At 71.8% G+C, this 25,844-nt stretch carries 23 protein-coding genes and 1 pseudogene; 14 read left to right on the forward strand and 10 right to left on the reverse strand.

The genetic code is table 11. The features are described from left to right. Positions 1-11 precede the first annotated feature (11 nt). Both ACIPM1_RS01015 and fasR read right to left on the reverse strand, forming a co-directional pair. The gene (locus ACIPM1_RS01015) at positions 12-929 is read right to left on the reverse strand and encodes an ACP S-malonyltransferase (protein WP_402427166.1); all 918 of its coding nucleotides are present in this window, start codon (positions 927-929) and stop codon (positions 12-14) included. Positions 930-1,018: 89 nt separating this feature from the next. Then, on the reverse strand, positions 1,019-2,224 hold the full coding sequence (gene fasR, locus ACIPM1_RS01020) for a fatty acid biosynthesis transcriptional regulator FasR (RefSeq protein WP_356185540.1): 1,206 nt from the start codon (positions 2,222-2,224) through the stop codon (positions 1,019-1,021). A gap of 87 nt (positions 2,225-2,311) precedes the next feature. On the opposite strand from fasR, the gene ACIPM1_RS01025 reads away from it, so the two are divergent. Beyond that, positions 2,312-2,971, forward strand: coding sequence for a pirin family protein (locus ACIPM1_RS01025; RefSeq protein ID WP_402428135.1), 660 nt, complete (start codon positions 2,312-2,314; stop codon positions 2,969-2,971). On the opposite strand, the gene ACIPM1_RS01030 is transcribed toward ACIPM1_RS01025, so the two are convergent. Together ACIPM1_RS01030 and ACIPM1_RS01035 are read right to left on the reverse strand one after the other, a co-directional pair. Further along, positions 2,972-3,793, reverse strand: coding sequence for a serine hydrolase domain-containing protein (locus ACIPM1_RS01030; RefSeq protein ID WP_402427169.1), 822 nt, complete (start codon positions 3,791-3,793; stop codon positions 2,972-2,974). A gap of 19 nt (positions 3,794-3,812) precedes the next feature. Then, on the reverse strand, positions 3,813-4,283 hold the full coding sequence (locus ACIPM1_RS01035) for a GNAT family N-acetyltransferase (protein ID WP_402427172.1): 471 nt from the start codon (positions 4,281-4,283) through the stop codon (positions 3,813-3,815). 97 nt (positions 4,284-4,380) lie between these two features. Between ACIPM1_RS01035 and ACIPM1_RS01040 the strand changes: the two genes are divergently transcribed. Continuing rightward, entirely contained in the window at positions 4,381-4,887 is a 507-nt protein-coding gene (locus ACIPM1_RS01040; protein WP_356185577.1) for a MerR family transcriptional regulator, read from the forward strand. Further along, positions 4,884-5,900 carry an aldo/keto reductase gene (locus tag ACIPM1_RS01045; RefSeq protein WP_402427175.1) on the forward strand — a complete coding sequence of 339 codons (1,017 nt, stop codon included), beginning with the start codon at positions 4,884-4,886 and terminating at the stop codon, positions 5,898-5,900. Before ACIPM1_RS01040 ends, ACIPM1_RS01045 begins: the two co-directional genes overlap by 4 nt. A gap of 106 nt (positions 5,901-6,006) precedes the next feature. Here the strand turns inward: ACIPM1_RS01045 and ACIPM1_RS01050 are convergent, their stop codons facing one another. The 3 genes from ACIPM1_RS01050 to ACIPM1_RS01060 all read right to left on the reverse strand — a co-directional run bounded on the left by ACIPM1_RS01050 (position 6,007) and on the right by ACIPM1_RS01060 (position 8,962). Next, the gene (locus ACIPM1_RS01050; protein ID WP_402427178.1) at positions 6,007-6,858 is read right to left on the reverse strand and encodes a DUF4429 domain-containing protein; all 852 of its coding nucleotides are present in this window, start codon (positions 6,856-6,858) and stop codon (positions 6,007-6,009) included. A gap of 66 nt (positions 6,859-6,924) precedes the next feature. Beyond that, on the reverse strand, positions 6,925-8,142 hold the full coding sequence (locus ACIPM1_RS01055) for an alpha/beta hydrolase (RefSeq protein WP_402427181.1): 1,218 nt from the start codon (positions 8,140-8,142) through the stop codon (positions 6,925-6,927). A gap of 151 nt (positions 8,143-8,293) precedes the next feature. After that, positions 8,294-8,962: a TetR family transcriptional regulator gene (locus ACIPM1_RS01060; RefSeq protein WP_402427184.1), complete on the reverse strand. Its 669-nt coding sequence runs from the start codon at positions 8,960-8,962 to the stop codon at positions 8,294-8,296. Between the two features lie 122 nt (positions 8,963-9,084). Here ACIPM1_RS01060 and ACIPM1_RS01065 point away from each other — a divergent pair, with 122 nt between their 5' ends. Both ACIPM1_RS01065 and ACIPM1_RS01070 read left to right on the forward strand, forming a co-directional pair. Further along, positions 9,085-10,704, forward strand: a complete 1,620-nt coding sequence (locus tag ACIPM1_RS01065) for an MFS transporter (protein ID WP_402427187.1) — start codon at positions 9,085-9,087, stop codon at positions 10,702-10,704. 326 nt (positions 10,705-11,030) lie between these two features. Next, on the forward strand, positions 11,031-11,339 hold the full coding sequence (locus ACIPM1_RS01070) for a small hydrophobic protein (RefSeq protein ID WP_402427190.1): 309 nt from the start codon (positions 11,031-11,033) through the stop codon (positions 11,337-11,339). 57 nt (positions 11,340-11,396) lie between these two features. Here the strand turns inward: ACIPM1_RS01070 and ACIPM1_RS01075 are convergent. Both ACIPM1_RS01075 and aceE read right to left on the reverse strand, forming a co-directional pair. Further along, positions 11,397-12,110: pseudogene (locus ACIPM1_RS01075) on the reverse strand (potassium channel family protein); the annotation flags it as partial. 114 nt (positions 12,111-12,224) lie between these two features. Further along, complete coding sequence (gene aceE, locus ACIPM1_RS01080) at positions 12,225-14,972, reverse strand: pyruvate dehydrogenase (acetyl-transferring), homodimeric type (RefSeq protein WP_402427193.1); 2,748 nt, start codon at positions 14,970-14,972, stop codon at positions 12,225-12,227. A 401-nt stretch (positions 14,973-15,373) separates the two neighbouring features. Here aceE and ACIPM1_RS01085 point away from each other — a divergent pair, with 401 nt between their 5' ends. The 6 genes from ACIPM1_RS01085 (at position 15,374) to ACIPM1_RS01110 (ending at position 20,037) form a co-directional block, all read left to right on the forward strand. Beyond that, on the forward strand, positions 15,374-15,811 hold the full coding sequence (locus ACIPM1_RS01085) for a DUF3052 domain-containing protein (RefSeq protein ID WP_356185600.1): 438 nt from the start codon (positions 15,374-15,376) through the stop codon (positions 15,809-15,811). Positions 15,812-15,975: 164 nt separating this feature from the next. Further along, positions 15,976-16,434: a peroxiredoxin gene (locus ACIPM1_RS01090; protein ID WP_356185602.1), complete on the forward strand. Its 459-nt coding sequence runs from the start codon at positions 15,976-15,978 to the stop codon at positions 16,432-16,434. 126 nt (positions 16,435-16,560) lie between these two features. After that, a complete protein-coding gene (locus ACIPM1_RS01095) occupies positions 16,561-17,136 on the forward strand; it encodes a calcium homeostasis/redox stress adaptation protein (protein ID WP_356185605.1) in 576 nt (191 codons plus the stop codon). 112 nt (positions 17,137-17,248) lie between these two features. Continuing rightward, entirely contained in the window at positions 17,249-17,827 is a 579-nt protein-coding gene (locus ACIPM1_RS01100; RefSeq protein ID WP_402427197.1) for a TerD family protein, read from the forward strand. Positions 17,828-18,033: 206 nt separating this feature from the next. Then, positions 18,034-19,182: a DUF475 domain-containing protein gene (locus ACIPM1_RS01105; RefSeq protein WP_402427200.1), complete on the forward strand. Its 1,149-nt coding sequence runs from the start codon at positions 18,034-18,036 to the stop codon at positions 19,180-19,182. Between the two features lie 117 nt (positions 19,183-19,299). Continuing rightward, on the forward strand, positions 19,300-20,037 hold the full coding sequence (locus ACIPM1_RS01110; RefSeq protein ID WP_356185613.1) for a Tellurium resistance: 738 nt from the start codon (positions 19,300-19,302) through the stop codon (positions 20,035-20,037). 45 nt (positions 20,038-20,082) lie between these two features. Here ACIPM1_RS01110 and ACIPM1_RS01115 read toward each other — a convergent pair whose 3' ends face one another. Beyond that, a complete protein-coding gene (locus ACIPM1_RS01115) occupies positions 20,083-20,925 on the reverse strand; it encodes a TerD family protein (protein WP_402427204.1) in 843 nt (280 codons plus the stop codon). A gap of 212 nt (positions 20,926-21,137) precedes the next feature. Between ACIPM1_RS01115 and ACIPM1_RS01120 the strand changes: the two genes are divergently transcribed. The 3 genes from ACIPM1_RS01120 to ACIPM1_RS01130 are packed head-to-tail and all read left to right on the forward strand — an operon-like array spanning position 21,138 to position 25,810. Then, positions 21,138-22,304 (forward strand): HpcH/HpaI aldolase/citrate lyase family protein, encoded by a 1,167-nt coding sequence (locus ACIPM1_RS01120; RefSeq protein ID WP_402427206.1) that lies wholly within the window; start codon positions 21,138-21,140, stop codon positions 22,302-22,304. Positions 22,305-22,328: 24 nt separating this feature from the next. After that, complete coding sequence (locus tag ACIPM1_RS01125) at positions 22,329-24,986, forward strand: phosphoribosyltransferase domain-containing protein (protein ID WP_402427209.1); 2,658 nt, start codon at positions 22,329-22,331, stop codon at positions 24,984-24,986. After that, complete coding sequence (locus tag ACIPM1_RS01130) at positions 24,986-25,810, forward strand: HAD family hydrolase (RefSeq protein WP_402427212.1); 825 nt, start codon at positions 24,986-24,988, stop codon at positions 25,808-25,810. Before ACIPM1_RS01125 ends, ACIPM1_RS01130 begins: the two co-directional genes overlap by 1 nt. Positions 25,811-25,844: the final 34 nt, after the last annotated feature.

Here is a 25,844-nt window from a genome sequence, read left to right on the forward strand (position 1 = left end):
TCCTTAGGGCGTCAGGCGCGGGTGTGCTCGGCGACGAGCTCGCGGGCCGCGTCGAGGTCGTCGGGGGTCTTCAGCGCCAGCGTCTTCACACCGGGCAGCGCGCGCTTGGCGAGACCGGTGAGCGTGCCGCCGGGGCACACCTCGATGAGCGCGGTGGCGCCGAGCTCCTTGAAGGTCTCCATGCACAGGTCCCAGCGGACCGGGTTGGCGACCTGGCCCACCAGGCGGTCGAGCACCTCGGCTCCCGTGGCCACGGCCCCGCCGTCCTTGTTGGAGACGTAGGCGACCTTCGGGTCGGCCGGGGCGAGCTGCCGGGCGGCCTCGGCCAGCCGGTCGACCGCGGGGGCCATGTGACGCGTGTGGAAGGCGCCGGCCACCTTCAGCGGGACGACCTTGCGCACCCCCTCGGGCTTGTCCTCCGCCAGCGCGGCGAGCTCCTCCAGCGTACCCGCGGCGACGATCTGGCCCGCGCCGTTGATGTTCGCCGGGGTCAGGCCCAGCTTCTCCAGGTGCGCGACGGACACCTCGGGGTCGCCGCCGAGCAGCGCCGACATCCCGGTCTCGGTGATCGCCGCGGCCTCGGCCATGGCCAGGCCCCGCTTGCGCACCAGGGTCAGCGCGGAGACGTCGTCGAGGACGCCCGCGAAGGCGGCGGCGGTGATCTCGCCGACGCTGTGGCCGGCGACCGCGCCCGGCGAGATGTCACCGAGTGCCGCGGCCGACAGGAGTCCGGCGGCGACCAGCAGCGGCTGGGCGACGGCCGTGTCGCGGATCTCGTCCGCGTCGGCCTGGGTGCCGTAACGGGCGAGGTCCAGTCCGATGGCGTCCGACCAGGCGGCCACGCGGTCGGCGGCACCGGGGAGTTCGAGCCAGGGAGTCAGGAAGCCGGGCGTCTGGGCGCCCTGGCCGGGAGCGACGAGTACGAGCACTCTCACACTCTCTCTTGGGGACGGGCACGGCCGCCCGTGGGGACAGGGACGAAGAACACGGAGGGGTTTTGTGGGCCCCCGACAAAAGGCTAGGCCTGAGGATCTCCATCGGCCAGACGCCCCAGGATCAGCGCGATCCTCAGTGTGAAGGCGGATCGTACATCGGAGGGTGACCAGCCGGTGACGTCAGTCACACGTCGGAGCCGGTAGCGCACGGTGTTCGGGTGAACGAAGAGCATCCGGGCCGCGCCTTCCAGACTGCTCGCCTGCTCCAGATAGACGCTGAGCGTTTCCAGCAGCGCGGAGCCGGCTTCCTCCAGCGGTCTGTAGATCTCCTCCACCAGCTGCTCGCGGGCGCTCGGATCACCGGCGATCGCGCGCTCCGGCAGGAGATCGTCCGCCAGCACCGGCCGCGGCGCGTCCTGCCAGGCCGAGCACGCCTTCAGCCCGGCGGCCGCGGCCTGCGCGGAGCGGGTCGCCGCCAGCAGGTCGGGCACGATCGGCCCGGCCACGACGGGACCGGCGGCATACGGGCCGATCAGCGACTTGGCGACGGCGAGCGGGTTGTCGCTGCCGCCCGCGATGACGACCAGCCGGTCGCCGAGCACCCCCGTGAGGACCTGGAGCTTGGCGTGGCGGGCGGCCCGCCGGATGGCCTCGACGGTCAGCTCGGAGTCGCCGTCCGGGGCGGTGCCCAGCACTACGCAGACGTGCTCCGGGGAGTTCCAGCCGAGGGCGGCGGCGCGCGAGACGGCCCCCTCGTCGGCCTCGCCGGAGAGGACGGCGTTGACGACGAGCGACTCCAGCCGGGCGTCCCAGGCGCCGCGTGCCTCGGCGGCCTGGGCGTAGACCTGGGCGGTGGCGAAGGCGATCTCGCGGGCGTAGACGAGCAGCGCCTCCCGCAGCACCGACTCGTCCCCGGGGGCCGCCACCTCGTCGATGGCGGACTCCATGACCTCGATCGTGGTGCGCACCATCTCCACGGTCTGCCGCAGCGTGATCGCCCGGGTCAGCTCCCGCGGCGCGGTCCCGAACACGTCGGTGGAGATCGCCTGCGGGGCGTCGGGGTGCCGGAACCACTCGGTGAAGGCGGCGATGCCCGCCTGGGCGACCAGCCCGATCCAGGAACGGTTCTCCGGGGGCATGGCCCGGTACCACGACAGCGTCTCGTCCATGCGCGCGATCGCCTGGGCGGCGAGCGATCCGGAGGACTTCTCCAGCCGCCTCAGGGTCGCGGCGTGCGTATGGATGCCGTGCGCGGCGGCCTCGGGCGTGTTTGATTCGGGTTCGGGCACGGGGACAAGACTGCCTTATCGGGACTCGGGCGCGTGCCGCCGGGTGGGGACCGGTCCGTTCGGCCCGGAGCTACGGTGGTGTCCGTGATGGACGTACGGCGCGCGGCAGAGCGTTTCGAGGGCGGTGAGGCGGCGGCCGGGATCGAGTCCCGGCACGCCTTCTCCTTCGGCCCGCACTACGACCCGGACAACCTCCGCTTCGGCGCGGTGATCGCCTGCAACGAGGAACGGCTCGCGCCCGGCGCCGGCTTCGACGAGCACCCGCACAGCCACACCGAGATCGTCACCTGGGTGGTCGAGGGCGAGCTGACGCACCGGGACTCCACGGGCCACGAGACGGTGGTCCGCCCCGGCGACGTGCAGCGGCTCAGCTCCGCGGGCGGGGTCCGCCACGTGGAGCGCAACGACGGTACGGGGCCGCTGACCTTCGTGCAGATGTGGCTGGCCCCGCTGGAGCCCGGCGGCGACCCCTGCTACGAGATCGTCCACGGCATCGCCGACTCCACGCCGTACGCGGTGCCGGAGGCGGCCGCCATGCTCCACGTCCGGAGGCTGTCGGCGGGCGAGCGGACGGCGGTGCCGGACGGCGCGTACGTGTACGTCCACGTCGTACGCGGTGAAGTACGGCTCGGCGGCGAGCGGTTGGGCCCGGGGGACGCGGCCCGCATCACGGACGCGCAGGACCTGGAGGCGGACGCCGAAACCGACGCCGAGCTGCTCGCCTGGGAGATGGCCGCGCGGGCCTGATCACTGGCGCAGTTCGGCCAGGACCGCGTCCGTGAACGGGGGCCACGCCTCGACCGCCCACGGCCCGAACGCCCGGTCCGTGAGCGCCACGCAGGCCGCCCGCGCGTCCGGGTCGATCCACAGGAACGTGCCGGACTGGCCGAAGTGGCCGAAGGTGCGCGGCGAGGACGAAGCGCCGGTCCAGTGCGGGGACTTGGCGTCGCGGATCTCGAAGCCGAGGCCCCAGTCGTTCGGGTTCTGGTGGCCGTAGCCCGGCAGGACGCCCTTGGTGCCCGGGTACTGCACCGTCATCGCCTCCGCGACCGTCCGCGGGTCCAGCAGCCGCGGCGCCTGGATCTCGGCGGCGAAGCGGAGGAGGTCGTCGACGGTGGAGGCGCCGTCCTTCGCCGGGGAGCCGTCCAGCGTCGTCGCCGTCATGCCCAGCGGTTCCAGCACCGCCTGGCGCAGGTACTCGGCGAAGGGGATGTCCGTCGCCTTGGCGACATGGTCCCCGAGCTGCTCGAACCCGGCGTTGGAGTACAGCCGCCGCTCCCCGGGCGAGGCCGTCACCCGGTGTTCGTCGAAGGCCAGGCCCGAGGTGTGCGCGAGCAGATGGCGGACCGTGGCTCCGGGCGGCCCGGCCGGCTCGTCGAACTCGATCGCCCCCTCCTCGTACGCCACGAGCACCGCGTAGGCGGCGAGCGGCTTGGTGACCGAGGCGAGCGGGAAGCGCCGCCCGGCCGGGCCGTGGGTGCCGAGGACCGTCCCGTCGGCCCGTACGACACCCGCCGCGGCGGTGGGAACCGGCCAGTTCTCGATCGACGCCAAGCTGTTCAACGACATGACGCCGAGCCTATGCGGCTCACAGCGCCAGGCGCATCGAGGGGTCGGGCTTGCGCACGAAGCCCAGCGAGGCGTACAGCGGCTCCGCCTCGGCGGACGCGTTCAGGTCGACCTGCCGGGCGTCGCGCTCGCGGAACCAGTCCAGCAGGCTCTCCATGCACACGCGCGCGTACCCGCGGCGCCGCACGTCCGGGTCGGTCGCCACGCTGAAGACGTGCCCCACCCGGCCGCGCGGGTTCCCGGCCCGCCCGATCCGGTACTCCAGCGACCCGGCGGCCAGCGCGGCCAGCGCGCCCGGCCGCCGGGGGTGGTCCACGACGAACGCCACGAAGTCGCCGTCCGGCTCGGTCAGCCGGGCCCGCAGGGCGGGCAGGGACTCGGCGTGCCAGTCGGTGGACCCGCCGGCCGCGAACACGGAGTCGAGCATCACCTGGCGCAGCCGCAGCACTTCCTCGGCGTCCTCGGGCAGGGCACGTCGTACGAGACTCATGGGCCGCACGGTAGTGACCGCGGCGGTGGCGCGTCCTGTGCTTTTCTCACCGATTTCGCTTGCTTGGAGTGTGCTCCAAGGTTTTAGCGTGGAGGCCATGACGGTGATGCAGACCACGGCCGCGGCCCGCGAGGCGACCGGGGAGGGCGCGGAGCCGGCCGCCGGCCGGGGCGACCTCTGCGCCGCCCCGCGCCCGCGGCACCCCCGCCCCGACGGGCAGGACGGCTACACGATCAGCGAGGTCGTCGCCCTCACCGGCCTGACGGCCCACACCCTGCGCTGGTACGAGCGGATCGGGCTGATGGCCCACGTCGACCGCTCGCACACCGGCCAGCGCCGCTACACCAACCGCGACCTGGACTGGCTCGACCTCGTCGGCAAGCTGCGGCTGACCGGTATGCCGGTCGCCGACATGGTCCGGTACGCCGAGCTGGTGCGCGCGGGCGAGAGCACCTACGCCGAGCGGTTCGAGCTGCTCCAGGCCACCCGCCGGGACGTCCTGGCCCGGATCGCAGAACTCCAGGACACGGTCGCGGTACTGGACCGGAAGATCGGTTTCTACGCGGACGCCGGACGTCCGCACACAGCGGAGAGGACTCCATGAGCGACAGCAGGATCCCGACGGTACGGCTCGGCGACCACGGACCGGAGGTCGGTGTCCAGGGCCTCGGCTGCATGGGCATGAGCTTCGCCTACGGGCCGTCGGACGCCGGGGAGTCGCGCGCCACCCTGGAGCGGGCCCTGGAGCTGGGCGTCACGCTCTTCGACACGGCGGACGCGTACGGCGCGGGCGAGAACGAGCGGTTCCTGTCGCCGTTCTTCACCGCGCACCGGGACGAGGTCGTGATCGCCACCAAGTTCGCCCTGACGATCCCGCCGGACGAGCCGACGAAGCGGATCATCCGCAACGACCCGCCGTACATCCGCCAGGCCGTGGAGGCGAGCCTGAAGCGCCTCGGCGTCGACGAGATCGACCTGTACTACATGCACCGGCGCGATGTGCGGGTCCCGATCGAGGAGAGCGTCGGGACCATGGCCGAGCTGGTGCGCGAGGGCAAGGTCAAGCACCTGGGCCTGAGCGAGGTCACGGCCGACGAGCTGCGGGCGGCGCAGGAGGTGCACCCGATCGCCGCGGTGCAGTCGGAGTGGTCGCTGTTCAGCCGGGACATCGAGGCGCACGTCGTGCCGGCGGCCCGCGAGCTGGGCGTGGCCCTGGTGCCGTACTCGCCGCTCGGCCGCGGCTTCCTGACCGGCGGCTTCACCGACGCCGCGAAGGAGCTGACGAGCGACGACTTCCGCCGGACGATGCCCCGCTTCCAGGGCGAGAACGCCACGGCGAACGCGGCCCTGCTGGAGCCGGTCCGCGCCGTCGCCGAGGCGCACGGCGCCTCGCCCGCGCAGGTCGCGCTGGCCTGGGTGCAGCAGCGGTCCGCCGTGCACGGGCTGCCGGTCGTCCAGATCCCGGGCACCCGCAAGCCGCACCGGGTCGAGGAGAACGTGGCGGCGACCCGGATCGTCCTGACCGACGAGGAGCTGGCGCTGCTGGAGCCGATCGCGGCGAAGGTCGTGGGCACCCGCTACCCGGACATGTCGTTCGCGTCGCGCGGCCGGGAGTAGGCGGGTCGCGCGGCGGGCGGGAGCTCGGCCGTCGCGTGGCGGGCGTGAGCAGGGCGGGTCGCGTGGCGGGCGTGAGCAGGCCGGGGGAGGAGCGGGCCGGGCTGCGCTACAGCTCCGCGAGCAGCTCGGCCTTCTTCAGCGAGAACTCCTCGTCCGTCACCAGCCCCGCCCGGTGCAGCTCGCCGAGGTGCCGGATCCGCTCGGCTATGTCGGCCGGATCGCGGCGCCCCGCCGGCACCGGCGCCGGGGCGGTCGGCCCGTTCGCCCGCACCGCGGCCAGCACCGCCGCGGCGAACGGCAGCGACTCGTGCACCGGGCCGTATCCGAGCCCGAACACCACCGCGGCCGGATCCCGGTCCGGCTCCGGTGGCGGCGCGGCGCCCGCGTCGCGGGGCAGCAGCCGCAGATGCCCCTCGAAGACCTCGGGGGAGCGCCACTCCACCCCGCCCAGGCCGCTGACCGGGAAGCTCTGGTCGCCGGCCTTCCACTTCTCCGACGACGCCCCGGTCCACGACCACCGGTACCGCACGGCCGTGCCGTCGAAGGACGCCTTCCCGTCGTACGCCTTGAACCGCAGCGGCGTCTCGGGCGCGGCCACCAGATGGCGCTCGGAGGGACCGGCGCCGGTGAGGTGCGCGCGCAGTTCGTCGGCGTAGTACTCGGCGAGCGTCTCGCGCTCGGCGGGCAGCACCAGCCGGTAGGGGTCGCAGCCCTCCTTGAGCTGTCCCGCGGCCGCCTCCATCAGCGGGTCGGCGCCCGCTCTGGGCTCGGCGCGCAGCACCACCGTCCCACGTCTGCCCGGGGCGAGCGTCACGTCCGCCAGGGCGGCCAGCGGGATCCGGCGCTCACCGAGCACCTGGAAGAGTTTCGGTGTTCGAATCCCCCGTTCGTAGCGGATGAGCACGGAATCGGACTCGAACTCCCAGGCAGCATGAAATCCGGCCAGCACGTCACCCATGCGGGTCATCGTAGGCGGCACGGGCTTCTTCGTCCCTCCTCGCGCGGACCGCAGTTCCTGCTGTCTCTACGCGCGTCCGGCCTTCGCCGTGCCGGGCAGATCGGCCCGGCACCCGTTGTCGTCGTGGGCGCAGCGCACCGAGTCGTACGCCCCGACCCCGATCTCGGCGAAGTTGGTGAGGCTGTCGGTGCCCGGCTCGAAGTAGCCGGCGTGCCCCACGGCTCCGTGCGCCGACAGCACCCGCGCGCCGAAGGCCGAGGAGACGGGGTCGGCGCCGTGGCCGAGCCCGCCGAGCTCCAGGTACGGCACGTCCTGGATCCAGTCGGTGTCGTCGCGCATCGCCCAGACCCGGGCGGAGGTGCGCAGCTGCGCGGCGTCGCCGACCCGCATACCGGGGCTGGCGGCCACCGCCACGTCGGACACCCGCTGCGGCAGCGAGCGCGCGGCCACCCCGCAGACCACCGAGCCGTAGCTGTGGCAGAACAGCGCCACCGGGGAGCGGCCGGGCAGTGCGCGCAACAGCGCGTTCAGCCGGACGGCGCCCTCCTCGGCGCGCATCGCGGTGGCCGCGTCGACGCCGAGCCCGCTCGGGGCGGTGTAGTCGGCCCAGGCGATCACGGCCGTACGCGTCCCGGGCCGCGCGGTGCGCTCGGCGCGGTAGAGCGACTTCGCCATGCCGACCGGCGCCGAGTAGGGGCGGTTGCTCTTCTGGAAGGAGAGCAGGTCGGTGTCGACGCCGGGGACGACGACGGAGACCCGGTCGGCCCGCTGCAGGTCGCCGAAGACCTCGGCGACCCGGCCCGACCCCTCGGGGTCGAAGGCGAGGATCTGCCGGCCCTGGTCGAGCAGCGCGGTGTAGCGGTGCATCCGGCGGCCCGCGTCCTGCTGCCCGGCCGGGGTGAGCCCGGAGTCGTGCATCCGGGCCAACTCGTCCGCGCGCGCCTGGCGCAGCGCCTCCCGGTTCGCCTGGTAGCGCAGCCGCACCGGAGCGCCGTTCATGTTGCCGACCGCGAGTGGATAGCGGTGGGCGAGCCGGGCGCCGTCCCGGGCGGTCAGGGACGCGAAGAACCGCGCGAGCCGGGCCGGTGACGCCTCCGGGTCCGGCAGCCGGTGGCCGTGCAGGCGCCCGTGCTCCCATTTGGACACGGAGGCCTGGACGGCGGCGCTCCCGCCGTGGCTGCGCACGGCGGTCCAGCCGGTGGTCGCGAGCATCACGAAGACCACGGCCAGGGCGAGCAGCGCACGCCAGACGTTCAGGGGCGAGGAGGTGTCGAAGGAAGTCACTGGGAGGACACACTAGGAGAACGAGAGGGTCTCGCGTGAATCCAGTGACGGGGATCACGTTTGGGCCGGAGTGACAAGTTTCTCAGTCCGTACATCAGTCCAAGATCGGTCATCCGTACGCCAGTTCAAGATCGGTGGAGCGCACCCCGCGTCAAGGTCGGCCGGTCGCCCGCCAGTTCCCGGTCAGCGCGGGTCCCACCTGGTCGAGGTACGCGGCCGTGAGCGCCCGGATCGCCTCCAGCCCGGCGTTCTCGCGCGTGCTCCACTGGCGGCCCGTGACCCTCATCACCGCCCCGAAGACGGCCACCGCCAGCCGCGGCCGCGGATCGGCGGCCACGTCGAGCCCCTCGCGCTCGGCGAGCAGCCGCGCGATCTGCTCCTCGGTCTCCGCCGAGCGGCGCAGATGCGCGGCGAGCAGGACGGGCGTCGACTCGATCACCCGGAACATGCGCAGGTACAGCTCCACCGGCACGACCGCCCCGACCGCGTCGCTGATCGTGTCCCAGCCCTCCAGCACGGCCCCGCGCAGCGCCTCCAGCGGCGCCTCCCCGGGCGGCCGGGTGCGCAGCGACTCGACGAAGTGCGCCTCCACCATCTCCTGCACGGCGAAGGCGGCCTCCTCCTTGCCGGCGAAGTAGCGGAAGAAGGTGCGCTGCGAGACGTCGACGGCCTCGGCGATCTCGTCGACCGTGGTCCGCTCGTACCCCTGGGTGGTGAAGAGTTCGAGCGCGGCGCGCAGCAGCGCGTCCCGGGTGCGCCGCTTCTTGCGCTCGCGCAGTCCCGGCCGCGGTGCCGCCTCGGCGGTCCCCGCCCTCTCCATGCGTCTCCCGGATCTCGAAGTCCCAGTGTTTCCCCTGTTCAGCCTATACGGGGGCGACATGTCAGTTACCGACTAGTGAACTCGTTTGTCAACTGTCAGTCGCTGACATTAATGTCGAACCCATGACTAGTCAGACCACCATCGACACGACGGGACCTGGGGACCGGGCGACGGCCGCCTCGTCGGGCCCCGTTCCGGCCGGGGGGCTGCGCGGCCACCCGTGGTTCACCCTGATCACCGTCGCCGTAGGCGTCATGATGGTGGCCCTCGACGGCACCATCGTGGCGATCGCCAACCCGGCCATCGCGAAGGACCTGCACGCCAGCTTCGCCGACGTGCAGTGGATCACCAACGCCTACTTCCTCGCCCTCGCGGTCGCCCTGATCACCGCGGGCAAGCTCGGCGACCGCTTCGGGCACCGGCAGACGTTCCTCATCGGCGTGACCGGCTTCGCCGCCGCCTCGGGGGCCATCGGGCTGTCCCACAGCATCGCCGCCGTCGTCACCTTCCGCGTCTTCCAGGGCCTGTTCGGCGCGCTGCTGATGCCGGCCGCGCTGGGCCTGCTGCGGGCCACCTTCCCGGCCGAGAAGCTCAACATGGCCATCGGCATCTGGGGCATGGTCATCGGCGCCTCCACCGCGGGCGGCCCGATCCTCGGCGGTGTCCTCGTCGAGCACGTCAACTGGCAGTCGGTGTTCTTCATCAACGTGCCGGTCGGCGCCCTCGCCCTGCTCCTGGGCCTGCTGATCCTGACCGACCACCGCGCGGCCAAGGCGCCGCGCTCCTTCGACCTCCTCGGCATCGCCCTGCTGTCGGGCGCGATGTTCTGCCTGGTCTGGGCGCTCATCAAGGCGCCGACCTGGGGCTGGGGCGACGGCCGGACCTGGGCGTTCCTCGGTGTGTCCGTCCTGGGCTTCGCCCTGTTCTCCTTCTGGGAGACGCGGGTGAGCGAGCCGCTCGTCCCGCTCACGCTGTTCCGCTCCGTCCCGCTGTCCGCGGGCGTGGTCCTGATGGTCCTGATGGCCATCGCCTTCATGGGCGGCCTGTTCTTCGTCACCTTCTACCTGCAGAACGTGCACGGCATGAGCCCGATCGACGCCGGTCTGCACCTGTTGCCGCTCACCGGCATGATGATCGTCGGCTCCCCGCTCGCGGGCTTCGCGATCACCAAGCTCGGCCCGCGCATCCCGCTGGCCGGCGGCATGGTCGCCACCGCGGTCGCCATGTACGGCATGTCGACGCTCGAGGCGGACACCGGCAGCGCCACCATGTCGCTCTGGTTCGCCCTGCTCGGCTTCGGCCTCGCCCCGGTCATGGTCGGCGCCACGGAGGTCATCGTGGGCAACGCGCCCATGGAGCTCTCCGGTGTGGCCGGCGGTCTCCAGCAGGCCGCGATGCAGATCGGCGGCAGCCTCGGCACCGCCGTGCTCGGCGCCGTGATGGCCTCCAAGGTCGACAACGACCTCGCGGGCAACTGGAAGGACGCCGGACTCCCGCCGCTCACCCCGGCCCAGCTCGACCAGGCCTCCGAGGCGGTCCAGGTCGGTGTCCCCCCGGTGCCCCCGGGCACGCCCGAGGCGTTCGCCGTGAAGATCACCTCGGTCGCGCACGACACGTTCGTCTCCGGGATGAGCCTCGCCTCCCTCGTCGCCGCCGGGGTCGCGGCCGTGGCGGTCCTGGTCGCGCTGCTCACCAAGCGCGGCGAGAACGCCGAGGCGGGCGCGGGCGTCGGCCACATCTGACGGCCGGGCCGGGCCGGTCCCCGCGGAGCGGACCGGCCCGGTTCCCCCATCAGGGTGACTCCGCCGAAGACCGCTCGCCCCGGCCGGGCGCCGCGGGTCACAGTGGGTCACGTCCTCCGCAGGGGAGGGAGGGCGACCGACTGCGGCGCGCTGCCGGAGGGGGGCAGCGCGCAGGCAGCGCAAGCACCCGCGCGGCAGCGGAAGTTCGCGGGGAGGCCGGACCCGCGAAGAGGCGCGAGAAGCGGGTGACTTGCCCGGCTGAACCGGGGTACCCGATTCCACGAACCCCTTCGAAACACCAACTCGGCCAGGGGTTCGAGGAGTTGATGATGGCGGGCTTCGGACACGGAACGCGCGGGTACCCCCGTTCACGTAGCCGTACGTGGTCACGGAACGGGCCGGATCGCGCGACGCTCGGAATCATCGGAGTCGTCTGCGCGATCGCCGGATTCTTCGTGCTGGGGATCGTCCTCGGCCCGGCGGCGGTCGTCTGCGGCTGGCTCGCGATGGGCCGCAGCTGGACGGGAGACCGTTCGGTACCGGCCCTGGTCGCCCTCGTTCTGGGCGCCATCGACACGCTCCTGGCGATCCTCTGGCTCGCCGGAGCGGCCGCCCCGGGCAGCGGCATGTTCTGACCCGGGCGCGGTGCGGGACGGGCCCCCGGCGGTCGCCCGGGGGCCCGCCTGCGCGGTCAGCGCGGCCACATGCGCCCGCAGCTCCCGCACCTCCTCGGTCAGCCGCTCGATCGCCGCCGTCTGGCGCCGTTCCTCCACGTCGTCCTTCTCGAACCGGGAGATGAACCAGGCGGCGATGTTCGCGGTCACCACACCCAGCAGGGCGATCCCGGACAGCATCAGCCCGACGGCCAGCATCCGGCCGAGCCCGGTCGTGGGCGCGTGGTCCCCGTACCCCACGGTCGTCATGGTGGTGAACGACCACCACACCGCGTCACCCAGCGTCTTGATGTTCCCGTTCGGCGAGTCCCGCTCCACCGACAGCACGGCCAGCGAACCGAACATCAGCAGCCCGACCACGGCCCCGGCCACGTACGTCGTCAGCCGGACCTGCTCGGCCAGCCGCGCCCGCCGCCCGACGAGCAGCACCGTGGCCACCACCCGCAGCAGCCGCAGCGGCTGGAGCAGCGGCAGCACCACCGCGCACAGGTCCAGCCAGTTGCGGCGGACGAACTCCCGGCGCCGCCCGGTCAGCGAGAGCCGCACCAGGTAGTCGACGGCGAACGCCCCCCAGACCACCCACTCCACGACCGTGCACGCGGTCGTCACGGACCGGCTCGCCGCGCTGTCCACGATCGGCACCGCATAGGCGGCGGCGAACGCCACCGCGAGGGCCAGCAGGGGTCGCTGCGTGCGCCGTTCCCAACGGGCCTGCGCCGAGTCTTGCTCCATGGCCGCATCGTAAGGAAACGAACACGGACGAGGGCGGCTGAGCCGTCGGCCCCGCCGCCCGTCCGGCGGCCCGGGGCCGGGGCGCGCGCCGCGCCCCGGCCCCGCCGGAAACCCCTACGCGTCGCCTCCCGCCGTACCGGGGTCGGCCGCCGTCACGTCGAGCAGCCGGTAGCGGTCCACGGCCTGCTTGAGCACCGACCGGTCGACCTTCCCCTCGCGCGCCAGCTCCGTCAGCACGGCCACCACGATCGACTCCGCGTCGATGTGGAAGAACCGCCGCGCCGCCCCGCGGGTGTCCGCGAAGCCGAAGCCGTCGGCGCCCAGCGACTGGTACGTCCCGGGCACCCACCGCGCGATCTGGTCCGGCACCGACCGCATCCAGTCGGACACGGCCACGAACGGCCCCTCGGCCCCGCTCAGCTTCCGCGTCACCCAGGGCACCCGCTGCTCCTCCTCCGGGTGCAGCAGGTTGTGCTCCTCGCACGCCACGGCCTCGCGCCGCAGCTCGTTCCAGGAGGTCGCCGACCAGACGTCGGCCTTCACGTTCCACTCCTCGGCGAGGATCCGCTGCGCCTCCAGGGCCCACGGGACGGCCACGCCCGAGGCCATGATCTGCGCCGGGATCTCGCCCGCGGAGCCCACACCGATCCGGTGGACGCCCTTGAGGATGCCCTCGACGTCCACACCGGCCGGCTCGGCCGGCTGCTGGATCGGCTCGTTGTAGACGGTGAGGTAGTAGAAGACGTCCTCGCCGTGCGGGTGCTCCTCGTCGCCGCCGTACATCCGGCGCAGGCCGTCCTGCACGATGTGCGCGATCTCGTAGCCGTAGGCCGGGTCGTACGCCACGCACGCCGGGTTGGTCGAGGCGAGCAGCTGCGAGTGGCCGTCCGCGTGCTGAAGACCCTCACCGGTCAGGGTCGTGCGTCCGGCGGTCGCACCCAGGACGAATCCGCGCGCCAACTGGTCGGCCATCTGCCAGAACTGGTCGCCGGTGCGCTGGAAACCGAACATCGAGTAGAAGACGTACACCGGGATCAGCGGCTCGCCGTGCGTGGCGTACGCCGAGCCCGCCGCGATCAGCGACGCGGTGCAGCCCGCCTCGGAGATGCCGTCGTGCAGCATCTGCCCGGTCGGCGACTCCTTGTACGCCAGCAGCAGGTCGCGGTCGACGGACTCGTACTGCTGACCGAGCGGGTTGTAGATCTTCGCACTCGGGAAGAACGAGTCCATGCCGAAGGTGCGGTACTCGTCGGGCGCGATCAGCACGAACCGCCTGCCGAGCTCCTTGTCCCGCATGAGGTCCTTCAGAAGCCGGACGAAGGCCATGGTCGTCGCGATGGACTGCTGACCCGAGCCCTTCTTCACGGACGCGTACGTCTTGTCGTCCGGCAGGGCCAGCCGTTCGGAGCGCACGACGCGCGTCGGGACGTACCCGCCGTGCGACTTGCGCCGGTCGTGCATGTACTGGATCTCCTCCGAGTCCCGGCCGGGGTGGTAGTACGGCGGCGCGCCGGACTCCAGGTCCCGGTCCGGGATGGGCAGGTGCAGCCGGTCCCGGAAGCGCTTGAGGTCGTCGACCGTCAGCTTCTTCATCTGGTGGGTGGCGTTGCGGCCCTCGAAGTTCGGGCCGAGCGTCCAGCCCTTGATCGTCTTGGCCAGGATGACCGTCGGCTGGCCCTTGTGCTCGACGGCCGCCTTGAACGCGGCGTAGATCTTGCGGTGGTCGTGACCGCCGCGGCCCAGGTGCAGGATCTGGTCGTCGGTCATGTTCTCGACCATCGCGCGCAGCCGGTGGTCGTCGCCGAAGAAGTGCTCGCGGATGTAGGCGCCGGACTCGGTGGCGTAGGTCTGGAACTGGCCGTCCGGCGTGATGTTCATCTTGTTGACCAGGATCCCGTCCCGGTCCTGCGCCAGCAGCGGGTCCCAGGTGCGGTCCCAGATCAGCTTGATCACGTTCCAGCCGGCACCCCGGAAGACCGACTCCAGCTCCTGGATGATCTTGCCGTTGCCGCGCACCGGGCCGTCCAGGCGCTGGAGGTTGCAGTTGACCACGAAGGTCAGGTTGTCCAGGCCCTCACGGGCGGCGATGGACAGCTGCCCGAGCGACTCCGGCTCGTCCATCTCGCCGTCGCCGAGGAAGGCCCACACATGCGAGCGGGAGGTGTCCGCGATGCCGCGCGCCTGCATGTAGCGGTTCATCCGGGCCTGGTAGATCGCGCCGATCGGGCCGAGGCCCATGGAGACCGTGGGGAACTCCCAGAAGTCCGGCATCGAACGCGGGTGCGGGTAGCTGGACAGCGCGAAGGGGGCCTTCGACTTCTCCTGGCGGAAGCCGTCGAGGTGCCGTTCGCTCAGCCGGTCCAGCATGAACGCGCGCGCGTAGATGCCCGGCGAGGCGTGCCCCTGGAAGAAGACCTGGTCGCCGCCGTCGCCCTCGTCCTTGCCCCGGAAGAAGTGGTTGAAGCCCACGTCGTAGAGCGAGGCGGAGGAGGCGAAGGTGGCGATGTGGCCGCCGACGCCGATGCCCGGGCGCTGGGCGCGGGAGACCATCACCGCGGCGTTCCAGCGTGTGGCGTTGAGGATTCTGCGCTCGATCTCCTCGTTGCCCGGGAAGAACGGCTCGCTCTTGGTCGGGATCGTGTTGACGTAGTCCGAGCTGCGCATCTCCGGCACGGCGACGCGCTTCTCCCGGGCGCGCTCGATCAGCCGGAGCATGAGATAGCGAGCCCGCTCGCGGCCCCGCTCGTCGACGGCGGCGTCGAGCGAGTCGAGCCACTCCTGGGTCTCTTCGGGATCGAAGTCAGGAACCTGACTCGGAAGGCCGCCAATGATGATCGGGTTTCGATCGGATCCGGAAGCCACGCTGTTCCTTACCTGTCAGAGGGCGACTTTTCTTGGTCTTTCGGGGGTTTTGCTGCCTTATTCTGGGGTTTCTCTCCCTGTGCCTGCACCGTTCCCCATCGTGTACCTCGTAAGAGGCAAACGTCATCTCTACCGAGGGGTAATCGGGGAACTCCTGTCCCAACGGCTGTCCGCGCCGGGTTCTCAAGGGCGCAAACCGGGCAGAAGGGTGTGGTGTGTGTCACCGCTGATCGCGATACCGTGTCAGGAGTTGCGGCGACACAGCCGGGATCGTCACCGTTTCGGCGGTCCGAACCGCCGGGTACTTGCGCGATCGGGCCCGCCCGTGTGGACTACGGCCAATGCTTCGCGCACGCGCGTGGCTGAAGACCCCATAACGCAACACCATCAGGAGGCAACCCGTGAGCGCGACCGCGGACCACGCGGAGGAGCGGACTAACCCGGCCGTCAGGCTGGGCTTCCAGCCCGGGCAGGTGGTCCAGGAGATCGGCTTCGACGACGACGTCGACCAGGAGCTCCGCGAGGCCATCGAGGAGGCCGTCGGCACCGAGCTCGTCGACGAGGACTACGACGACGTGGCCGACGCCGTGGTGCTGTGGTTCCGCGACGAGGACGGCGATCTGACCGATGCGCTGGTGGACGCCACCACGTACATCGAGGAGGGCGGGGCCATCCTGCTCCTCACGCCGAAGACCGGCCGTTCGGGCTACGTGGAGCCGAGCGACATCTCGGAAGCCGCGACCACGGCGGGTCTGACGGCCAGCAAGAGCGTCAGCGTGGGCAAGGACTGGAGCGGATCGAGGCTGGCGACGCCGAAGGCCGCGAAGTCCAAGAAGTGACCGTCCGGGGGTCCGGCGTACCCGGACCCCCGCCGCGGCCCGCCCGGGCCGCGGCCCCCGCACGCCGGACGGGCCGGCCCGCGCCCGGCCCGTCCGCCTGCTCCCGGTGATCGCTGCGTAGGGTGGACCCACCCGAACAGCCCCACCGAAGGGATTCCAGGACGATGGCGATCCAGGTCGGCGACAAGGCCCCCGACTTCGAGCTCAAGGACAACCACGGCAGGACCGTGCGCCTGTCCGACTACCGCGGTGAGAAGAACGTGGTGCTGCTCTTCTACCCGTTCGCCTTCACCGGCGTGTGCACGGGCGAGCTGTGCGCTCTGCGCGACAACCTGCCGACGTTCGTCAACGACGACACGCAGCTCCTCGCGGTCTCCAACGACTCCATCCACACCCTGCGCGTCTTCGCCGAGCAGGAGGGCCTGGAGTACCCCCTGCTGAGCGACTTCTGGCCACACGGCAACACTTCGCGCGACTACGGCGTCTTCGACGAGGACAAGGGTTGCGCCGTGCGCGGGACCTTCATCATCGACAAGGAGGGCGTCGTGCGGTGGACCGTGGTCAACGGGCTGCCGGACGCGCGCGACCTGAACGACTACGTGAAGGCGCTCGGCACCCTGTGATCCGACACCTGTGACCCGTCGGCTCCAGGGCCTGCGGGGTGCGGGAACCCGTCACTAGGATCGACACGTTGATCCCCTATCCGATGCACGACGGGGCTCCCGCCCCCGGACACCAATGGAGGACTCGTGGGAGTCAGCCTCAGCAAGGGCGGCAACGTATCGCTGACGAAGGAGGCCCCGGGACTGACGGCCGTCGTCGTCGGCCTGGGGTGGGACGTCCGTACCACGACCGGTACCGACTTCGACCTGGACGCCAGCGCGCTGCTGCTGAACAACTCCGGGAAGGTCGCCAGCGACCAGCACTTCGTCTTCTTCAACAACCTCAAGAGCCCCGACGGCTCCGTGGAGCACACCGGCGACAACATCACCGGTGAGGGCGAGGGCGACGACGAGCAGATCAAGATCAACCTCGCGGGGGTGCCGGCCGACGTCGAGAAGATCGTCTTCCCGGTCTCCATCTACGACGCCGAGAACCGCCAGCAGTCCTTCGGCCAGGTGCGCAACGCGTTCATCCGCGTCGTGAACCAGGCCGGCGGCCAGGAGATCGCGCGCTACGACCTGAGCGAGGACGCCTCCACCGAGACCGCCATGGTGTTCGGCGAGCTCTACCGCCACGGCGCGGAGTGGAAGTTCCGCGCCATCGGCCAGGGGTACGCCTCGGGCCTGCGCGGCATCGCCCAGGACTTCGGGGTCAACGTCTGAGGCGTACGCGCCTGAGGCACGAAACCGCATCTGTCCGGCGTCGCACGGTTTGCGTGCGGCGCCGGACGCGCAGGACAACCACAGCAGCACCATCTCGGGGAGGACCAGCATCATGGGCGTCACGCTCGCCAAGGGGGGCAATGTCTCCCTCTCCAAGGCCGCACCCAATCTGACCAACGTCATGGTCGGGCTCGGCTGGGACGCGCGTTCCACCACCGGAGCACCCTTCGACCTGGACGCCAGCGCGCTGCTGTGCGGCGGGACCAACCGGGTGCTGGGCGACGAGTGGTTCGTGTTCTACAACCAGCTCAAGAGCCCCGACGGCTCCGTGGAGCACACCGGCGACAACCTCACCGGTGAGGGCGAGGGCGACGACGAGTCGATCCTGGTGGACCTGGCCAAGGTGCCGCCGCAGTGCGAGAAGATCATCTTCCCCGTCTCGATCCACATGGCCGACGAGCGCGGCCAGACCTTCGGCCAGATCAGCAACGCGTTCATCCGCGTCGTCAACCAGGCCGACGGCCAGGAGCTCGCGCGCTACGACCTGAGCGAGGACGCCTCCACCGAGACCGCCATGATCTTCGGCGAGCTCTACCGCTACCAGGGCGAGTGGAAGTTCCGCGCCGTGGGCCAGGGGTACGCGTCCGGACTGCGGGGGATCGCCCTGGACTTCGGGGTCAACGTCTCCTGAAGCAGCGCCGCGCGCGAGGCGCGCCCCCGCTCCCGGGGGCGGCCGCTAGGGGCCGCGGGTTCCGGTCGGGGACGGCCCCAGCTCCCTCGGACGGCGGTTTCGCCTCTAGACTCGGGGTCAATGTTGGGTAAAGCCGGGTACGGCGCGGGGGAGACCCTCCCCCAGATTCGTCTGGGAGGGACCCCCAACACACGATGGGGTAGCCAGTGCTTCTGAAAACCTTCGGCTGGTCGTTCGCGGTCACCGCGATCGGTCTGGTCGCTGCGGTCTTCTACGGGGGGTGGGAGGCCCTCGGCATCGTGGCGATCCTCTCCGTCCTCGAGATCTCGCTGTCGTTCGACAACGCGGTGGTCAACGCCGGAATCCTGAAGAAGATGAACGCCTTCTGGCAGAAGATCTTCCTCACGGTCGGCGTGCTCATCGCCGTCTTCGGCATGCGGCTGGTCTTCCCGGTCGTGATCGTCGCCATCAGCGCCAAGATGGGCCCGATCGAGGCCGTCGACCTGGCGCTGAACAACAAGGACCGCTACCAGGAGCTGGTGACCGACGCCCACCCGGCGATCGCCGCGTTCGGTGGCATGTTCCTGCTGATGATCTTCCTCGACTTCATCTTCGAGGACCGGGACATCCAGTGGCTGCGCTGGATCGAGCGGCCGCTGGCCAAGCTCGGCAAGGTCGACATGCTGTCGGTCTGCATCTCCCTGATCGTCCTGCTGATCACCTCCTTCACCTTCGCCACCCACGCCCACCAGCACGGCGGCGCGCACGTCGACAAGGCCCAGACGGTGCTGATCGCCGGCATCGCCGGTCTGATCACGTACATGATCGTCGGCGGTCTCTCCGGCTACTTCGAGGACAAGCTGGAGGAAGAGGAGGAGCGGGAGCACGAGGAGGAGGAAGAGGCCGCGCGCACCGGCAAGAAGCGCTCGGCGGTCGTCCTGGCCGGTCAGGCCGCGTTCTTCATGTTCCTCTACCTGGAGGTCCTGGACGCGTCCTTCTCCTTCGACGGCGTGATCGGCGCCTTCGCCATCACCAACGACATCGTCCTGATGGCCCTCGGCCTCGGCATCGGCGCCATGTACGTCCGGTCGCTCACCGTCTACCTGGTCCGCCAGGGCACCCTCGACGACTACGTCTACCTGGAGCACGGCGCGCACTACGCGATCGGCGCGCTGGCCGTGATCCTCATGGTCACCATCCAGTACCAGATCAACGAGGTGATCACCGGCCTCGTCGGCGTGGTGCTGATCGCCTGGTCGTTCTGGTCCTCCGTGCGCCGCAACCGCGCGCTCGCGGACGGCGGGGGAAAAGCGGCGGGCTCGGACGAGAGGACTGAGGTCTCCTCCGGGGTGTGACCGCCCTCCCGGGAGGGGAACGCTCTGTGCGGGGCGGCCGACGGGGACACGTCCTCGGGCCGCCCCGCGGCATGTGTGCGGGGCCGATGTGCGGGTGAAGGTGGGGGCGGGCAGGACATGGGGTTCTTCGACGGGCTGCTGGGCGGACGCGTGGCCGACTTCGACTCGGGCAGCGCGGCGACCAACGCGATCGAGCTGACCAAACGGCACCATCAGGTGTCGCTGACCAAGCAGGGCGCGGCCACCGGGCATCTGCGCGTCAACCTGACCTGGCGGATGCGGACCTCCGACATCGGCGGCTCCGCCCGCGAGAGCCTGCTGCGGCATCCCTTCAAGGCGCTCAAGCCGCCGGAGGTGATGGGGCACAGCCAGAGCATGGTGAACGTCGACCTCGACCTCGGCTGCCTCTACGAACTCGCCGACGGCACCAAGGGGGTCGTCCAGCCGCTCGGCGGCTTCCTGGGGGACGTGAACGCGCCGCCGTACGTGAAACTCAGCGGCGACGACCGGTTCGGCTCCGCGTCCGGCGAGACGATCTACGTCAATCTCGACCACCGGGACGCCATCAAGCGGCTCCTGGTCTTCGTCTACATCTACGACCAGACGCCGGCGTTCGACCGCACCCACGCGATCGTCACCCTGTACCCGAGCAACGGCCCGCGCATCGAGATCGGCCTCGACGAGCGGCACCCCCAGGCGCGGTCGTGCGCGGTGGTGCTGATCGAGAACGTGAAGGGCGAACTGCTCGTCCGACGCGAGGTCAAGTTCGTCTACGGCTTCCAGGCCGAGCTGGACCGGCTCTACGGCTGGGGGCTCCAGTGGGGGCGCGGCTACAAGTCGACGGCCGACAGGTGACCGTCCGGTCCTGGGCCGCGGGCCCGCCCGGCCGGCGCGGCGGGCTCAGCGGCCGATGAACTGCGGACCCTGCGGCGGCAGCCGGAACTCCGGGTCGGGCGCGGTCGTCACCGGCTGGGGATAGCCGTAGCCCGACGGAGCCCCCGCGGTGACGGCCGGTGCGGGCTGCTGCGGGTAGCCGTACGCGGGCTCCGGATAGCCGTAGGCCGGCTGTGCGGCCGCGGTCGCCGGCGGCTGCTGCGGGGGACGGGCGTACGTCGGCTGCTCCGGCGGCAGGGGCTGGGCGGTCGTGGGCGGCACCGGCCGCGGGCCCGGAACCGGCTGCTCCGGCGTGTCCGGCTCCTCCGACTCGTCCACGGAGATGCCGAAGTCGGTGGCGAGCCCCTTCAGCCCGTTCGAGTAGCCCTCGCCGAGCGCCCGGAACTTCCAGCCCTCGCCCCGCCGGTACAGCTCGCCGCAGATCAGCGCGGTCTCCTGGCCGGTCTCCGGCTTGATCTCGAAGGAGGCCAGCGGCTCCGCGTCGGCGACGGCCGCGTCGTACAGCAGGATGCACAGCGAACGCACCCGGTCGAAGGCGACCCCGTCGGCCGAGGCCACCAGCAGGATGCGCCCGACACCGGACTCGACCCCGCCGAGGTCCGTCTGGATCGTGTCGGTCAGATGCTCGGCGACACGCTTCTTGCCCAGCCGCCAGACCTTCCCCGAGGGGTGCCGGGGCTGGTTGTAGAAGACGAAGTCCTCGTCGGAGCGCACCCGGCCGTCGAGGCCGAGGAGCAGCGCGGAGGCGTCGACGTCCGGAATCCCCTGCCCGGGAGTCCAGCGCAGCACGGCGCGCACCGTCGTGGCTTCCAGCGGGACGTTCGACCCCTTCAGCATCGCGTGCGTCATGCGGTCATCCTGCCCTCTCGGTCCTGGTCACGACAATGCGGGGGTGGCCGGAAGCAGGCCGGGTATACGACCCCCGTCGAACAGGCGTCGACAGGGCCCGGTTACCAGAAGTTCACGCCCTGCGGGAACCCCTGACATGGCTTTCTACGTACTATTACCGGCCACACTTCGCCATCTTTCACACACGACTCACGTCACCACGGGGGAGATTCATGCGTCATTTCGGGCACATCGCCCCTGAGGTGCGCCGGCGCCTCTTCCACCGGGAGCCGGGCGTGTTCACCGCCGACTCCCCGGCCCGCCTGCTCTCCACGGCCCTCGGCGCCACGCTCTACAGCCCGGCCACCCGGCCCCGGCTCGCCGACGACATCGTCAAGCAGGCCGGGCGCGGTGTGGTCTCGATGGTGCTGTGCCTGGAGGACTCGATCGACGACGCGGACGTGGTGGAGGGCGAGGAGAACCTCGTCCGCCAGTTCGCCGACCTGGCCGCCCGCGCGGACACCGACCTCCCGCTGCTGTTCATCCGGGTGCGCACGCCGGAGCAGGTCCCCGACCTGGTCCGTCGCCTCGGCCCCACCGTGGAGCTGCTGTCCGGATTCGTCCTGCCGAAGTTCACCGAGGAGCGCGGAGTCCCCTTCCTGGAGGCGCTCCAGGGGGCCGCGGCGGCCGTCGGGCGGCGGCTGTTCGCCATGCCGGTGCTGGAGTCGCCGGAGCTGCTGTACCGGGAGTCGCGCGTGGAGACCCTGGAGGGCATCTTCCGCGCGGTCGACAAGTACCGCGACCGGGTGCTCGCGCTGCGCCTCGGCGTCACCGACTTCTGCTCCTCCTACGGCCTGCGCCGGGCCCCCGACATGACCGCCTACGACGTCCAGGTCGTCGCCTCCGTGATCGCCGACGTGGTGAACATGCTGGGGCGCGCCGACGGCACCGGGTTCACGGTGACCGGGCCGGTGTGGGAGTACTTCCGGGCACCGGAGCGCATGTTCAAGCCGCAGTTGCGGCAGAGCCCCTTCCTTGAGGTGCAGGCGGTCGAGCTGCGCGAGAGACTGATCGAGCACGCCATGGACGGGCTGCTGCGGGAGATCTCCCTCGACCAGGCCAACGGACTGCTCGGCAAGACCTGCATCCACCCCTCGCACGTGCTCCCCGTGCACGCCCTCTCGGTCGTCAGCCACGAGGAGTTCAGCGACGCGGCGGACATCCTGCGGCCGGAGCGCGGCGGCGGGGGTGTCATGAGGTCGGCGTACACGAACAAGATGAACGAGGTGAAGCCGCACCGCGCCTGGGCCGAGCGGACCATGCTGCGCGCCGAGGTGTTCGGCGTCGCCAGGGAGGACGTCGGGTTCGTGGAACTGCTCGCCGCCGGAATACCCGGCTGACACACGCCTCACCACAGGGAACGCATGAACAACGCAGTCAACAACGGGGTCTGGTCCGGCACCTGGGTCGCCGAGCGGCTCGGGGTCGAACTCGTCGGCGACGACGAACTGACCGGCCTGCTCGGGCTCGCGCTGCGGCGCAACCCCAAGCGCGCGCACCTGCTCGTCTCCAACGTGCTCGGCAAGCACGTCCCGCAGTCGCCGTCCGTGGTGTACGGCCACGGACTCGCCCTCGGCCGGCGGGTGCGCGCGCTGCTGGGCGCCGAGGAGGCCGCCGCGGCGGTCGTGCTCGGGTACGCGGAGACCGCCACCGGGCTCGGCCACTCGGTTGCCGACGGGCTCGGCTCCGCGCCCTACCTGCACTCCACCCGGCGCCCGGTGGCCGGGGTCGACCCGGCCGGCGGCTTCGAGGAGTCCCACTCGCACGCGACCTCCCACCTGCTGCTGCCGGAGGATCCGGCGCTGCTGGCCGGGGACGGCCCGCTGGTCCTCGTCGACGACGAGTTCTCCACCGGCAACACGGTTCTGAACACCATCCGCGACCTGCACGCCCGTCATCCGCGGCGGCGGTACGTGGTGGTCGCCCTGGTCGACATGCGCTCCGCCGCGGACATGGACCGCCTGGCGGAGTTCGCCGACGAGGTCGGGGCCCGGGTGGACCTGGTGGCCGCCGCCTCGGGCACGGTACGGCTCCCGGAGGGCGTCCTGGAGAAGGGGCAGGAACTGGTCGCCCGGCACGAGGCCGCGACGCCTCCGCAGCGGCAGCCGCACTCGCCGGCGGCGAGCACGTGGGCGACCGCGCCCGGCCGGGCGGAGCCGGACGGAGCGGAGCCGTGCGGCTCCGCGGCGAACCGGCCCGCGCCCGCGGGGGACGCTCCCGGAGCGGGCGGCCCGGCATCGGGCCCGGCCCTCGTCGCCGGGGCGGAACCGGCGGCGCTCCCCGCGCAGCGTGCCCGCCGCGGGGCGGTCCGGGTCGAACTGCGCTGGCCCCGGGAGGTGCCCGACGGGGGACGGCACGGATTCACGGCCGCGCACCGGGACCGGCTGGAGCAGGAGCTGCCCGCGATGGCCGCGCGGATCGCCGAGTCGCTGCCCGCGCGCGCCCGCCGGGTGCTCGTCCTCGGCTTCGAGGAGCTGATGTACGCGCCGCTGCGGCTCGCCCGCGAGCTGGAGCGGGCCGTCGGCGCCGACGTGCGCTACTCCACCACCACCCGCTCGCCCGTCCTCGCCGTCGACGACCCCGGCTACGCGATCCGCACCCGCCTGGTCTTCCCGGCGCACGACGACCCGGCCGACGGCCCCGGCGAGCGCTACGCCTACAACGTCGCGGGCGGCGGCTTCGACGCCGTCGTCGCCGTCGTCGACTCGGTCGCCGACAGCCCCGCGCTGCACGCGGCCGACGGACTGCTCGCCCAGCTCGCCGCGCACACCCCGCACGTCCTGCTCGCCGTCGTGCCGTCGTACGTCCCCGGGGAGCCGGAACCGGACGCCCGCCACGCCCCGCACGCCTCCGAAAGGCCCCCCATGCTGTCCGAGCCCCTCCGCGGCCCCGCCTTCTCCTCGTACGCGCCCGAGGAGGTCGGCTGGCTGCTGCGGGACCTCTCGGAGGTGACGCTGGAGGCGCCGACCGAGGAGCGTGAGGAGGCCATCCAGAGCGGCGGCGCGCACTACGCGGAGTCGCTCCCCGTGGAGTACCAGCCCAGCGAGCGCTACCAGCGGCTCTTCCACACCGCCCTGGAGTCCTCGGCGGCCCGTCTCGCCCAGGCCGTGGGCGTGGTCACCGAGACCGTGCTCGCCGAGCGGTCCCCGCGCCCCGTCCTGGTCTCGCTCGCCCGCGCGGGCACCCCGGTCGGCGTGCTGATGCGCCGCTGGGCCGCGTTCCGGCACGGCCTGGACCTGCCGCACTACGCCGTCTCCATCGTGCGCGGGCGCGGCATCGACGCCAACGCCCTGCGCTGGCTGGCCGACCGGCACGACCCCGCCGACGTCGTCTTCGTCGACGGCTGGACCGGCAAGGGCGCTATCACCCGGGAACTGGCCGACGCCATCGAGGAGTTCGAGCGACGCGAGGGCGTCACGGGCTTCGACCCGGAGATCGCGGTGCTCGCCGACCCGGGCTCGTGCGTGCGGACGTACGGCACCCGCGAGGACTTCCTCATCCCCTCCGCCTGCCTCAACTCCACCGTGTCGGGCCTGATCTCGCGCACCGTGCTGCGCGCCGACCTGGTGGGCCCGCACGACTTCCACGGCGCGAAGTTCTACCGCGAACTCGCCGGCGCGGACGTCTCCACGGCCTTCCTCGACGCGGTCTCCGCCCGCTTCGCCGAGGTCGCGGACGGCGTCGGCACCGCCGTCAAGGAACTGCTGGCCGCGGACCGCACCCCGACCTGGGAGGGCTGGGCGGCCGTGGAGCGCATCAGCGAGGAGTACGGCATCCACGACGTGAACCTCGTCAAGCCCGGCGTCGGCGAGACCACGCGGGTGCTGCTGCGCCGGGTGCCGTGGAAGATCCTGGCGCGGGCCGGGGCCGGCGCCGACCTGGACCACGTACGGCTGCTCGCCGAGCAGCGCGGGGTGCCGGTGGAGGAGGTCGGCGAACTGCCGTACACCTGCGTGGGGTTGATCCATCCGAAGTACACGCGCGGGGCGACCGGCGCCGACGGACGGGCGGTGGCCCTCTGATGCCGGTGCTGGTGGCGAGCGACCTCGACCGTACGCTCATCTACTCCGCGGCGGCCCTCGCGCTGACCATGCCGGACGCCCGGGCGCCCCGGCTGCTGTGCGTGGAGGTGCACGAGAGCCGGCCGCTGTCCTACATGACGGAGACGGCGGCGCAGCTGCTCACCGATCTCGCCGACACGGCGGTGTTCGTGCCGACCACGACCCGGACCCGCAAGCAGTACCTGCGCATCAACCTGCCGGGTCCGGCGCCGACGTACGCGATCTGCGCCAACGGCGGCCATCTGCTGGTGGACGGGGTGTCGGACCCCGACTGGCACCGGCAGGTGACCGAGCGGCTGGCCGGCGAGTGCGCGCCCCTGGCCGAGGTGCGGGAGCACCTGGAGCGGACCGCCGACCCGGTCTGGCTGCGCAAGCACCGTGTCGCCGAGGACCTGTTCGCCTATCTCGTCGTGGAGCGCGAACTGCTGCCCGAGGAGTGGGTGAAGGAGCTGGCCGCGTGGGCGGAGAACCGCGGCTGGACGGTCTCCCTCCAGGGGCGCAAGATCTACGCCGTGCCCAAGCCGCTGACCAAGAGCGCCGCCGTGCGCGAGCTGGCCCGCCGCACCGGCGCCGAGCTCACCCTCGGCGCGGGCGACTCCCTCCTCGACGCCGATCTGCTGCTGGCCGTGGACCGGGGCTGGCGGCCGGGCCACGGCGAGCTGGCCGACACCGGCTGGTCCGCTCCCGCGATCCGCGCCCTTCCGGAGCGGGGGGTCCTGGCCGGGGAGCGCATCGCCCGCGAGTTCCTGCGCACGGCCCGCCGGGGACCCGTCGGCGGTTTGTGAGGCGTTGGCCAACAGTTGATGTTGGTCGCGGTCT

Origin of the sequence: Streptomyces sp. NPDC086766 (assembly GCF_044746005.1) — a bacterium.
GTDB lineage: Bacteria > Actinomycetota > Actinomycetes > Streptomycetales > Streptomycetaceae > Streptomyces.

Excerpts from the sequence above, each read along its gene's own strand:
- ACIPM1_RS01025 (WP_402428135.1), top strand. The coding sequence starts at position 2,312 with ATGGACGTACGGCGCGCGGCAGAGCGTTTCGAGGGCGGTGAGGCGGCG.
- ACIPM1_RS01030 (WP_402427169.1), bottom strand. The coding sequence starts at position 3,793 with ATGTCGTTGAACAGCTTGGCGTCGATCGAGAACTGGCCGGTTCCCACC.
- ACIPM1_RS01035 (WP_402427172.1), bottom strand. The coding sequence starts at position 4,283 with ATGAGTCTCGTACGACGTGCCCTGCCCGAGGACGCCGAGGAAGTGCTG.
- ACIPM1_RS01040 (WP_356185577.1), top strand. The coding sequence starts at position 4,381 with ATGACGGTGATGCAGACCACGGCCGCGGCCCGCGAGGCGACCGGGGAG.
- ACIPM1_RS01045 (WP_402427175.1), top strand. The coding sequence starts at position 4,884 with ATGAGCGACAGCAGGATCCCGACGGTACGGCTCGGCGACCACGGACCG.
- ACIPM1_RS01050 (WP_402427178.1), bottom strand. The coding sequence starts at position 6,858 with ATGGGTGACGTGCTGGCCGGATTTCATGCTGCCTGGGAGTTCGAGTCC.
- ACIPM1_RS01060 (WP_402427184.1), bottom strand. The coding sequence starts at position 8,962 with ATGGAGAGGGCGGGGACCGCCGAGGCGGCACCGCGGCCGGGACTGCGC.
- ACIPM1_RS01065 (WP_402427187.1), top strand. The coding sequence starts at position 9,085 with ATGACTAGTCAGACCACCATCGACACGACGGGACCTGGGGACCGGGCG.
- ACIPM1_RS01070 (WP_402427190.1), top strand. The coding sequence starts at position 11,031 with ATGATGGCGGGCTTCGGACACGGAACGCGCGGGTACCCCCGTTCACGT.
- ACIPM1_RS01090 (WP_356185602.1), top strand. The coding sequence starts at position 15,976 with ATGGCGATCCAGGTCGGCGACAAGGCCCCCGACTTCGAGCTCAAGGAC.
- ACIPM1_RS01100 (WP_402427197.1), top strand. The coding sequence starts at position 17,249 with ATGGGCGTCACGCTCGCCAAGGGGGGCAATGTCTCCCTCTCCAAGGCC.
- ACIPM1_RS01110 (WP_356185613.1), top strand. The coding sequence starts at position 19,300 with ATGGGGTTCTTCGACGGGCTGCTGGGCGGACGCGTGGCCGACTTCGAC.
- ACIPM1_RS01115 (WP_402427204.1), bottom strand. The coding sequence starts at position 20,925 with ATGACGCACGCGATGCTGAAGGGGTCGAACGTCCCGCTGGAAGCCACG.
- ACIPM1_RS01120 (WP_402427206.1), top strand. The coding sequence starts at position 21,138 with ATGCGTCATTTCGGGCACATCGCCCCTGAGGTGCGCCGGCGCCTCTTC.
- ACIPM1_RS01125 (WP_402427209.1), top strand. The coding sequence starts at position 22,329 with ATGAACAACGCAGTCAACAACGGGGTCTGGTCCGGCACCTGGGTCGCC.
- ACIPM1_RS01130 (WP_402427212.1), top strand. The coding sequence starts at position 24,986 with ATGCCGGTGCTGGTGGCGAGCGACCTCGACCGTACGCTCATCTACTCC.